Origin of the sequence: Neiella litorisoli, from assembly GCF_014773395.1 — a bacterium.
Classification (GTDB): domain Bacteria; phylum Pseudomonadota; class Gammaproteobacteria; order Enterobacterales; family Neiellaceae; genus Neiella; species Neiella litorisoli.
Genome location: NZ_JACXAF010000017.1, coordinates 14,668 through 26,565 on the forward strand (window position 1 = coordinate 14,668; position 11,898 = coordinate 26,565).

The 11,898-nt window shown below is 47.7% G+C and carries 9 protein-coding genes; 4 read left to right on the forward strand and 5 right to left on the reverse strand.

The features are described from left to right. Positions 1–72 precede the first annotated feature (72 nt). Positions 73–1,716 carry a serine protease gene (locus IC617_RS12985; RefSeq protein ID WP_191145419.1) on the reverse strand — a complete coding sequence of 548 codons (1,644 nt, stop codon included), beginning with the start codon at positions 1,714–1,716 and terminating at the stop codon, positions 73–75. Positions 1,717–1,852: 136 nt separating this feature from the next. Between IC617_RS12985 and IC617_RS12990 the strand changes: the two genes are divergently transcribed. From IC617_RS12990 to IC617_RS13000, 3 genes are all read left to right on the forward strand, one after another. Beyond that, the gene (locus IC617_RS12990) at positions 1,853–2,281 is read left to right on the forward strand and encodes a CBS domain-containing protein (RefSeq protein WP_191145420.1); all 429 of its coding nucleotides are present in this window, start codon (positions 1,853–1,855) and stop codon (positions 2,279–2,281) included. A 480-nt stretch (positions 2,282–2,761) separates the two neighbouring features. Then, on the forward strand, positions 2,762–3,367 hold the full coding sequence (locus IC617_RS19095) for an acyl carrier protein phosphodiesterase (protein WP_191145421.1): 606 nt from the start codon (positions 2,762–2,764) through the stop codon (positions 3,365–3,367). Between the two features lie 540 nt (positions 3,368–3,907). Continuing rightward, a complete protein-coding gene (locus IC617_RS13000) occupies positions 3,908–5,770 on the forward strand; it encodes an acyltransferase family protein (RefSeq protein WP_191145422.1) in 1,863 nt (620 codons plus the stop codon). Positions 5,771–5,844: 74 nt separating this feature from the next. Here the strand turns inward: IC617_RS13000 and aceA are convergent, their stop codons facing one another. After that, complete coding sequence (aceA, locus tag IC617_RS13005) at positions 5,845–7,152, reverse strand: isocitrate lyase (protein ID WP_191145423.1); 1,308 nt, start codon at positions 7,150–7,152, stop codon at positions 5,845–5,847. 626 nt (positions 7,153–7,778) lie between these two features. Between aceA and ppk2 the strand changes: the two genes are divergently transcribed. Further along, positions 7,779–8,582 carry a polyphosphate kinase 2 gene (gene ppk2 / locus IC617_RS13010; protein WP_191145424.1) on the forward strand — a complete coding sequence of 268 codons (804 nt, stop codon included), beginning with the start codon at positions 7,779–7,781 and terminating at the stop codon, positions 8,580–8,582. Positions 8,583–8,641: 59 nt separating this feature from the next. Here ppk2 and phoU read toward each other — a convergent pair whose 3' ends face one another. Genes phoU through pstA form a run of 3 tightly spaced genes read right to left on the reverse strand, consistent with a single transcriptional unit; the run spans position 8,642 to position 11,886 of the window. After that, positions 8,642–9,355, reverse strand: a complete 714-nt coding sequence (gene phoU, locus IC617_RS13015) for a phosphate signaling complex protein PhoU (RefSeq protein WP_191145425.1) — start codon at positions 9,353–9,355, stop codon at positions 8,642–8,644. A gap of 35 nt (positions 9,356–9,390) precedes the next feature. Next, positions 9,391–10,206 carry a phosphate ABC transporter ATP-binding protein PstB gene (gene pstB / locus IC617_RS13020; RefSeq protein ID WP_191145426.1) on the reverse strand — a complete coding sequence of 272 codons (816 nt, stop codon included), beginning with the start codon at positions 10,204–10,206 and terminating at the stop codon, positions 9,391–9,393. Between the two features lie 30 nt (positions 10,207–10,236). Beyond that, positions 10,237–11,886: a phosphate ABC transporter permease PstA gene (pstA, locus tag IC617_RS13025; RefSeq protein WP_191145427.1), complete on the reverse strand. Its 1,650-nt coding sequence runs from the start codon at positions 11,884–11,886 to the stop codon at positions 10,237–10,239. Positions 11,887–11,898 lie beyond the last annotated feature (12 nt).

The following is an 11,898-nucleotide window of genomic DNA, read 5'->3' on the forward strand; positions in this document are numbered from 1 at the left end:
CAATGGGCAGAATTTAGGCGGCGGCTAGTCTAGAGCGCCACCGCTAACGGATCAAGTGATCAGCCCATTATACTAATCGATGTCGATCGCTGCTGGCCGAGCAGCAGCCCATCGCTGGCGCCGAGTCCACAATAAAGCCGAAATCCAAACCACACTGAGCGCGCCAACACTGCCGCCACCACCGCCGCTTTGAGAGCCGGTGTCATTGTTAGTGCCATTATTGTTGCAGCAATCATCAGCTGGAGCCTGATCTGGAATAAATTCGATATCGCGGATGGTCGCTGTTCCAACCTCGGTAACGGAGTAGTTGAGCTGCAAGATGTCGCCGGAGGCAACTCGATAATCAAATGCACCATCTTCAGACGAGTAGATGGCCAAGACATCGCCATTGAGTTCGCTGATCCAAAGGCTCTGACCGTCATCGTTACTAAACGACACATTGAGCGACACCTGACCGGCTTCGGCAAACTGAATGAGCAAATCGGTTTCATCTTGGCCGACCGCAGCCAGCGATGCCAACAGCGCGTCGCCTTGCTGCTCAAAGCGGCTTTGACCAAAGGCAAATGTCGTTAGCTCGGCAGGAACCGCGGCATTATCAAAACTGACCATAGCGGCAACATCGGCGACCAGATCAATTTCTATCGGCTCTTTTGAGGTTTCCATGTTAATAACACCCGCTGTCGAGTTCAGGCTGCGGGCATCAAATTGCACTTCAAGAACACACTGCTGCTGGGCCAATAAGGTTTGATTGGAACAATCATCGGTAATAACGCTGTAGGAGTTTCCGGCAAGCACCGCTTGGCCAAGATCGATCGCAGTGGTCGTCGCCTGATTCGTGATCAGCACAGTTCGCATGACTGACTCGCCAATCGGCAGCAAGCCAAAATATTGAGGACTAGTGGCTACGACGCCAGCGGTGGTTTCATCGATCCACTGCAGGTAACTGGCGACCCGCGCATAGCCGGATGGGAATCGCCCGCCACATTCGATGCCCCAGCTGGTAATGCCAAATATCTGGTTAAGTGGGTTGAGCAAGGGCCCGCCACTGTCGCCAAAACAGGTATCAGCACTATTGTTGCCGCCGGCACACAGCATGTTGTCGGTAATATCAACGCCGGTGCGGTTAAACTCACTGCGACACTGTTGTGGCTCAACATAAGCAACGGTCGCTTGCATCAACTGATTGACCGGCGACTGTTGTTCTTCAGTATCGCCCCATCCCAGCACTAACAAATCATCGCCATTAGCCAAGGCAGCAGTGGCGGCGCTAGTCGCCAGTTTGGGGTAATCGTTGAGCGGATTGGCTTGCGCCAGTTTAATCAGCGCGACGTCATTGTCGTTGGTTTGTTCGTCATACTGAGGATGAACAATAAATTGCTCAACACGTTTTAAGTTGCTGCGGTTTACTTGAGCTTGCCGCGCAATCCCGACTGCCACCGCTAACTCGTCAGGCCCTAAACCGAAAGAAGTCAAACAATGCGCTGCGGTCAGCACCCAGTCTGAATTCACTTGCACGCCGCCGCAAAAATGTTGGGATTGATCGATAAACTGGCCATCATTACCAATGTATTGGATCGATGCCAACCAACCGTAGCGGGTAATCTCTGTAGGCTCGCCCCCGATAATTTTTGTCGGCTCTGTCGATAACTGCTGAGCCGAGGCCGTCAAACAACACAGTGACATCAATACAGCTTTTAAGGCCACGCTGAATTTCATTTTTTGATCACCTATACACATATTGTGATTGCCTTTGGTTTGACCGGAGTATCGGTAGCTTTATTGCAGTAAATCAAACTTTGCCATACGCCAGAGTCATAGTCTTGAAGTGTACCGGTCAACTGGGAGAAGACTCATGACAATGCAAGTTGATGAAATCATGAACACCGAGTTATTTACCCTAGGCCCCGACGCACAACTATCTAACGCAAAGCAACTCATGTCGGAGCACCCGATTCGCCACATCCCGATAATCGACGCTGACCAACGACTACTTGGTATCATCAGTCAACGTGATGTTCTGAAGCACGGAGGAATGGATGCAAATGAGCAGGACACCGCAGCTGTCTCCTCTATTATGACAGATCATCCCTATACCATTAGCCCAAAAACCGGCGTTGTTCAGGCTGCTCGTCTGTTGAAGCGACAGCGCTTCGGATGCCTACCCGTAGTCGATAACGGTAAGCTGGTCGGCATGGTCACAGGCTCTGATTTTGTTGAAGTTGCCATTCAGTTAATGACAATGGCCGAAGATGTTGTACCAGACCCAATAGACGAGCTATAACCGTAAAATTCCAACAAAAACAACCAAAAAAGAGTGACTAGAATCACTCTTTTTTGCGTTCTGGCCTGCCCAAATGAAAAATACAGTAATTTAATTACAAAAAAAGTTTGACGTGTGATGCATGTCACACTATTATTCACGTCAACGAAACGAGAACACAGTTCTTTGGAGGACACAACCTATGCAACCTTTGATTGATATTTTCAGCAAAGTGCTCTCCGGCGACCAGATTTCTGCAGCTGAAGAGCCTACAAAATTGGCACCTGCAACTAAGCGATACAACTTCGCTTACAACAAGTAAATGTGCGACGTTGGTGACCACCTCGCCAACGCGCCTTTTCCCCCCAATTGATTCGCTGAATCACGTTATTGAAGCCTTTTCTGGTTTGCCCGCTATAGAGTAGCGGGCTTTTTTTTGGATTTTTTCCAGCTTTGGCCGCAGTATGATAACAAGTCGGTTTTAACCCAAAAGCACAACGCGTGAATTTTCTCGCCCACTTCCATATTGCGTCGCTGACCAATACCAGCCTCACCGGTGCCTTGCTCGGCGATTTTGTCCGTGGCCGCCAATTTCAACAATTTCCGATGGATGTGCAATTAGGTATTTCATTGCACAGAAAAGTTGATTCCTACAGCGAGCAGATGCCTTATCTAAAAGTGATAAGGCCACAATTTCCCCAAGGTCAGCGCCGTTACTTAGGGATCGTAACCGACATGCTACTCGATCATAAACTCAGCCAGCATTGGCATGAGTTTCACCACATGCCCTTACCTGACTTCGCCGCAAGTGTCTACTCGCAACTGGTGCCTTTACCGCAAACAGCACCGCGGTACGACGACGTCAGGCTAGCGATGAGCCAAGGCGATTGGCTTAGCCGCTATCAAACCGAGCAACAAATATTGCACGCACTGAGCAGAATCAGCCAACGGTTAAAGCGGCCGGCTGATTTAGCAGCCATTGGAACTCGGTGCTTACAAGATTTTCAACCGGAGTTAGAACAGGCGATTTTGGTTGACTATCAAGCAATGATTCAGCGGCTTCAAGATTGGCTAAAGCATTGTGGAGAACAAAACCAACCTCGGTGAACTTGAAATTGTCAAAAATAAAAAGAAGCTAACCGACTGAAATTTCTAGCATATTATTAGCGGCACAAAAAAATCAAAAAAAACGTCAATTTTTTGACACTCTCGATTATAATCAAAGTGTCTGGTGCCGTTCGGCGCAGTCTAGACAGCCATCTAGTTCGATCGCCATAGCCACAAATTAAAATGTTGTTTTGTGCATTTCGAGGCTTTTAGCAGATGGCGTTACAGAGGACGCTCTGATAAATCAGAGTGCAGTCACTCGTAACAGGTAAATCATTCTAACAACAATATCAAATTGCTCAGTGCCCGCTTTAAGTGGTTGAGCAACGCTGTTTATTGAACGACCTAGTCCCAAACCCAAAGCAGTAAATACAGTTGCACTTATTTCAAACAATGGCTTTGAAGTAAGACCCGAGGTAGCTGGTGGCTACCACATTTATTCAGCAGTGAGATTTTTCAGTATCAATAACCCCGCTTTGTGACAATTTGGAGTAGTTAGAAGGACTAAATATCTCGCGGGTTTGTCAGGGACACAGAGGGATGAAGACAAATCAATTCCGACTAGATATCAATGGACTGAGGGGAGTCGCGGTCATTGCCGTTGTTCTCTATCACTTCAATAATGAATGGTTGCCAAGTGGTTTCGCCGGCGTCGATGTTTTTTTTGTCGTTTCAGGATTTTTAATGACAAAAATAATAATGACGGCAATAGATAACAGTAGCTTCTCGCTAATACGCTTCTATCAATCCAGAGCTAATCGCATCATCCCCGCATTGGCATTTGTTTGTTTAGCTGTGCTGCTCTACGGATGGTTTCAGTTACTCAACGGCGATTTCAATAGCCTTTTAAGGCACGTATACAGCAGCTTATTATTCTTTTCCAATCACGTTTACTGGATGGAATCAGGTTACTTTGAAGCCAATGCAATGGAAAAGTGGCTGCTACATACTTGGTCACTATCCGTTGAGTGGCAATTTTACCTCGCTTACCCTTTAGTTTTGCTAGGTTTAGCAAAAATTTCATCCAGACGGTTTATTAAGGCTATTGTACTGACAGGGGCAGCCGTAGGCTTTGCTTTCAGCATTGTGGCCACGGGAATATCGGCGGATGCTGCTTACTTTCTTCTGCCAACTCGGGCATGGCAGCTGTTATTGGGAGCTGTCGCGTTCTTTTATCCCATGTCATTGGGACGCTACGCTAAAGTGATTTCATACGGAGCTCTGCTCACCATCATCCTGTCGATGTTTGTCTTCGATGAAAGTACTCCGTGGCCATCATATTTCGCCATACTGCCGACCCTCAGTGCTTTCTTTATCCTTCAATGCAACTATAAAGACAACATCGTTATCAATAACAAAGCGCTACAAGTTATCGGTCTGTGGTCCTATTCAATCTATCTTTGGCATTGGCCGGTAGCGGTTTACATTAACAACCTGAATTTTTCCCCTTCAAAGCAGTTCTACTATCTATTAACTGGCATTGTCGCCTCACTTGTTCTCGGAGCCTTGTCTTATTACATCATCGAGCAAAAGCGATATATGAAGGCCAAGTATGCCATTTTCGCGTTGGTCGCATGCTCCTCGTATATGCTGCTCAAAGCGGGCGTCCCGCAAGACCTTCGAGAAATGTCGAGCCACCCAGCCAACCAATTTATCGCCAGCTATGGTAACTATTCGCCTCGTGGCGGCTGCTTAGTGTCAGAATTTCAACGTAAGCATCAATCTATGGGTATATTCAGCGACTGTTTAGACATGAATAGCTCTGGCGGCGTTTTCATGTGGGGCGACTCCCATATGAGCTCGATATCACTCGGATTACGCCAATACATTCCCAAGGGCATAACGATAAACCGCGTATTTTCCTCAGGATGTCCATCATCGTTTCAGATCAAACGTGGCAGTGTTTCAAGATTAAGGCGAGCATGCGACTTTTCTAATGAGTTGGCATTGAAGGCAATTAAGAAGATTCGCCCCGAGACGGTGATCATTGCCAATAAAGACAAACACGAGATGATGGACTGGGCCAACACAGTTACCACATTAAAGTCGCTGGGCGTCCGAGAGATTGTTTTAGTCGGACCTCTGCCTCAGTGGTATCCGTCTTTACCAGCTGTATATGCCAAGCACTCATATGGCAAAACCCATATTTCAGGCAAAAAGTTAGATCAGAATGTGGTTAAAACCAACGAAAAAATGGCGCAGATGATATCGGATTTAGATTCAGTCACCTACATTGATGTGATTAATCGAATATGTCCTGAAAGCGAAGATCAAAGAACATGTCACGTCACCTATGGTGACGAATTACTCGCTTTTGATTACGGTCACCTGACTCTATCTGGCTCCAAGCACATTGCCAAAGAAATCATCGTACCGATATTAGATGTCACCAAAAAAGGGTGACCTTAAAGTCACCCAAAGTGCACGAGGTGATCCGTTGGCCGCAGCAATCGCTGCAGCCATCAGAACGCGGTGGCTCAGCTAAACTGAGCTTCTTCAGTACTGCCCGTTAGTGCCGTTACCGACGACTGGCCGCCCTGAATAATGTTAGTGACCTTATCAAAATAGCCTGTGCCAACTTCTTGCTGATGAGCAACAAAGGTGTAGCCTTTGTTGGCTGCAGCAAATTCAGGCTCTTGGACCATTTCAACGTAATGACGCATGCCTTCACCTTGAGCATAGGCGTGAGCCAATTCAAACATGTTGAACCACATGTTATGGATGCCCGCTAAAGTAATGAACTGGTACTTGTAGCCCATGTCTGACAACTCTTGCTGGAACTTGGCAATGGTGGTGTCATCCAAATTCTTGCGCCAGTTAAACGACGGAGAGCAGTTATATGCGAGGATCTGGTCGGGATACTTTGCTTTGATTGCTTCAGCAAATTTCTTCGCTTCTTGCAAACACGGCGTCGCCGTTTCACACCAGACCATGTCGGCATATGGGGCGTAGGCCAGACCACGAGAAATCGCTTGATCGATTCCTGGCGTCACTCGGTAAAAGCCCTCGCTAGTGCGCTCGCCGGTAATAAACTCCTGATCGTAAGGATCGGCATCGGAAGTCAGCAAATCGGCAGCGTTGGCATCGGTACGAGCAATCACCAAAGTGGTTGTGCCTGCAACATCGGCAGCAAGTCGGGCAGAAACCAGTTTTTGCACAGCCTCTTTGGTTGGCACCAGTACCTTGCCTCCCATGTGACCACACTTTTTCACCGATGCCAGTTGATCTTCAAAGTGAACACCAGCAGCACCAGCATTGATCATGTTTTTCATCAACTCATAGGCATTGAGGACGCCGCCAAAACCAGCTTCCGCATCAGCGACAATTGGCAGGAAGTAATCAATGCCGGTTTCAGGACTTTGGCCGTTTGACCATTGAATTTGGTCTGCTCGGGCAAACGAGTTGTTAATCCGTTCGACCACCGCAGGTACGGAATTGGCCGGATACAGCGACTGATCTGGGTACATGCTTGATGCTAAATTGGCATCTGCAGCAACCTGCCAGCCAGACAAATAAATCGCCTCAATCCCTGCTTTGGCTTGCTGTACCGCCTGCCCGCCGGTCAATGCTCCGAGGCAATTGACGTAACCTTTTTTGGCATCGCCGTTGATCAGTTGCCATAACTTATCAGCGCCACGCTGAGCTAAATCATTTCTCGGTACAAACGATCCGCGCAGGTTAACCACATCTTCAGCGCTGTACGTTCGCGTCACGCCCTTCCAGCGTGGGTTAGTGAGCCAGTCTTGTTCAATCGCAGCTATTTGTTGTTCACGTGTTAAAGACATGGTGCGTCCTCTTCTCGGTTTTATTTACGCCTCTTAATTGGGCATTTTGGTAGTTTGTATTTAGCGTCGCGTCAAAACATTTGTAATCTTACAACTACAATCTCGTTCAAGTTTTGGATTCTTTCCATTAGCCATTAGTCGAACAAAAATTATCCAAAGCAAAAATTGAAGATTCTTTTTTTATTTATTTTCACTCACATAGATATAATCCAGTGGTGATAGCAATCTCCTTAACGAGCCATTTTGGTTATAAATGGAACAAACAAGCCTGACAAGCATTTGATCAAAATTAAATTTAATTACGTAAATTTACTACACATTAAAATTTACTAGAGCGACTATTCAAACGCTCTGCACTCCCCACCAAGCGCTTCCTCAGCCACAATTAAAAGTGCTAACTCCCTAGATTTGTTGGCTTAAAACAGCCACAGCCTATTTCAAAAACAACTTAGAGTCTTAACTCTAAAACAGTCATCACACCCGATAATTTGCGCATTTACACATGTAAAATTTTACAAAAGGTGTTTTTTTTTGCCGCAGCACACAGCCTGATAACAACGCTTCTCACTCCTTTTGCCATCGGGCTATAGTGAATACACAGTCTTTTGGTGACAAAGAGGTAGCAAATGGAAGGCGACAAAAAGCAAAAGCAATTGCCTAAACTGGACAAGAAAAAGTACGAAGCCGAGCTACAGCGATTACAAGTTGAACTCGTTCACTTGCAAGAATGGGTTAAGACGCAGGGCTTGAAAGTCGCGGTGGTCTTTGAAGGTCGTGATGCCTCGGGCAAAGGCGGCACCATTAAGCGGATCACCGAAAAGCTCAACCCTAGGGTTTGTCGGGTTGTCGCTCTTGGCGTGCCAACCGAGCGAGAACGCACCCAGTGGTACTTTCAACGCTACGTAAAACACTTGCCAGCCGCTGGTGAAATTGTGCTATTTGACCGCTCTTGGTACAACCGCGCTGGCGTTGAGCGCGTCATGGGTTTCTGTAGCGATGACGAATACGACGAATTTATGCGCTCTTGCCCAGAATTTGAGCGCATGCTGATCCGCAGTGGCATTATTCTGATTAAGTATTGGTTCTCGGTCTCTGACGACGAGCAGGAAAAGCGTTTTCAGGAGCGGATTAAAAACCCCATCAAGCGTTGGAAATTCTCCCCCATGGATCTTGAGTCTCGGGCCAAATGGGCTGAATATTCGGCAGCTAAAGACGACATGTTCAAGTACACCGATACCAAGCAATCACCTTGGTTCGTGGTTCAATCAGATGATAAGCGGCGGTTGCGCCTAAACTGCATCAGCCACTTTATTCAGCAGATCCCCTATAAAAAAATTCAATACGACAACATCATCTTGCCGAAGATCGATAAAAGTGGCTATGTCAGAGCGCCCCATGGCGATCAAACCATCGTCCCCGATGTTTTTTAGCACACCACAAAAACAACAAAGCCCTGCTATGCAGGGCTTTGGTAACCGTCACTAGATCGTTATTGCTGGTCAATAATCGATGCAATCTCTACCGCTGAAGTGTGGCGAATATCCTTGCCAGTGACGTTGTAGACAACATATTCGGAGATGTTGGTGCAGTGATCACCGACTCGCTCAAGTGCTCGGCTAATTGACATCAAGTCGAGCATTTGCGGAATCGAACGCGAATCGCCCATCATGTAAGTCAATGACTGACGCACAATCCCTTCATGCAAGGAGTCAATTTTCTTGTCATGCAAGTGAACCTGCCAAGCCGCTTTAACATCCATCCGAGCAAACGCATCGAGCACTTCGCGGAGCATTTTAACGATTTGTTCGCCCATCGCTTCGAGGTTGAACTTCACCACATCCGGCGCACTAATATCAGAACGAAGCGAGGCTTTAGCAATGGACTCTGCTAAGTCGCCAATACGCTCTAAATCAGTAATGGTTTTGACAATTGTCATCATCAGGCGCAAGTCGCTCGCTGTAGGCTGACGCTTGGCAATAATGCGGGTGCATTCCTGATCGATTTCCATTTCAAAATTATTGACCTTGACGTCATTGTTAATGACTTCATGGGCCAAATCACTGTTCTTATCACGGGCAGCAGTTAACACATCCATCAGTTGCTGCTCAACCAAACCGCCCATTGCCAGAATTTGGCTTCGAACGTTTTCTAGCTCTTCATTAAACTGGCCAGAAATGTGTTTGTTTAAATGACCTGTATCCACGGTAATTCCTCTATTGTGCAAAGCAATGGCAATGCTTAGCCGTATCGGCCAGTAATATAATCTTCAGTTTTCTTCTTCGCTGGCGTTGTGAACAGCGTGTTGGTGTCTGAATATTCGACCATCTCACCCATGTACATGAACGCGGTCTGATCGGAAACCCGAGCCGCCTGTTGCATGTTGTGCGTGACAATGACAACAGTAAACTGCTTCTTCAAATCATTAATCAGCTCTTCAATGGTCAGTGTTGAAATCGGGTCCAATGCTGATGTGGGTTCGTCCAACAACAAGACTTCTGGCTCAATGGCAATGGCGCGAGCAATGACTAAGCGCTGCTGCTGACCACCGGAGAGGCCGAATGCATTGTCATTTAAGCGATCTTTCACTTCATCCCAAAGGGCGGCACCACGCAACGAGCGTTCAACCGCTTCATCGAGTACTCGACGGTCTTTAATGCCCTGCAGACGCAAGCCGTAAACCACATTCTCGTAGATGCTTTTCGGGAATGGATTTGGGCGCTGGAATACCATACCAACGCCGCGGCGGAGCGCTGCCACATCGACTTTGCGATCGTAAATATTCTGGCCGTGCAGCAGAATTTCACCTTCAATCCGGCAAATGTCCACCAGATCATTCATCCGATTAATACAGCGCAGCAAGGTTGATTTACCGCAACCAGACGGGCCAATAAAGGCGGTCACCTGATTTTTTGGGATCTTCATGCTGACGTCATACAGCGCCTGCTTGTTGCCGTAGTACAAATCTAGATTTTTAATTTCCAACGCAGTTTCAGCATCGGTCAATGCCGATAAATCTCGGGTCGCTGTTGAGCCAGTTGGTGTTACTGTGATCATCAGGAGATGTCCTCTAATCAAATACTGTTCTTAGTGCTCAAGCGAGCGGTATTTTTCACGCAAGTGATTGCGAATGCCAATAGCGGTAATGTTCAAGCCTACGATTACAGTCACCAACAAGAAGGAGGTGGCATAAACCAGAGGGCGAGCCGCTTCAACGTTCGGGCTTTGGAAGCCCACATCATAGATGTGGAAACCCAAGTGCATAAACTTACGGTCTAAGTGAATAAATGGGAAATTGCCATCCACCGGTAAGGTTGGGGCCATTTTAACCACACCCACCAGCATCAGTGGTGCAACTTCACCGGCAGCACGAGCAACCGCCAGAATCAAACCGGTCATAATTGCAGGCGATGCCATTGGCAAGATAATGCGCCACAGTGTTTCGGCTTTGGTCGCACCCAAGGCCAAACTACCCTGACGAACAGTCGACGGGATCCGCGACAAACCTTCTTCGGTCGAGACAATCACCACCGGCAAGGTCAAGATTGCCAGGGTCAATGCCGACCACATCATGCCAGGGGTACCAAACGTTGGTGACGGCAGCGCCTCTGGGTAGAACAATTGGTCGATGCTGCCACCCATGACGTAGACGAAAAAGCCCAAACCAAATACGCCATAAACAATCGATGGCACACCAGCTAAGTTAATCACTGCGGTGCGAATGATTTTAGTCAGGGCGTTTTTGCCAGCATATTCGTGCAGATAAATTGCCGCGACAACACCAAATGGCGTCACCACCACAGCCATCAACATCACCATGAACACGGTGCCAAAGATTGCCGGGAACACGCCACCTTCGGTATTGGCTTCGCGCGGTTCGCTGCTGATGAATTTACCAACCTCAATGAACCAGTGGCCCGCTTTTGCCAGCACACTCATGTCATTCGGGTAAATCACATCCAGCACATACTTCATGGAGATGCTAACCGACTCGCCGCGCATGTCTTTGATAACGACACTATCGCGCTCGGTTTCTTCACGCAGTGCAAATAGCTCTTTTTCGTAGCCAAGATATTCCGTGCGTAAGGCTTCGCGCTGGGCGTTGTAATCGTCAATGCGATCTTGCGTTAAGCGGTCGCGCAATTCATCACCACGCTCGCGCAAACGAATTTTTTCCAGCTTGTAGTTGATACCGCCAATGTCACTGTGCTGAATGTCAGCCATGCCATCAGTCAGTTCAGCAACGCGGGCAATGCGCTGCTCTAGAACTTCAGCGACATCGCCAGCCACTGGTTTGCCTTGCTCCAAAACGGCTTCGATTTGACCGTAGAAATTGCCGTTTTTGGTACGCTCAACCCGCGCCATATTGGTCGGCTGGCTACGCGAGATAATGTCGGTTTCAAGGATCCAACGGAAATCCAAGTCAACAAACTCACGGTTACCGGTTTTCACCAGATAACGGGTCACCAGGTCGGTTGGTGCGCCGTCGATTTCGCGACCAGATTCGCGCAACTGCAACACGGTGACTTGTTCACGGTCGTGAATTTCGCCAACCACAGTAGTGACGTTGCCAAGCTGGTCGCGCACTTCGAATTGATAAATCGCCGCAGGCCAAAAGTAGATCAAGCCACGCCAAGCAATCAGCAATAACAAGCCTAATACGGCCACCAGGCTAATACTGACGGTACCAGCCGTCATCCAAACCCAGGGTGAGCCAGACTTAAACCAAGTTTTCATCTAAATAATCTC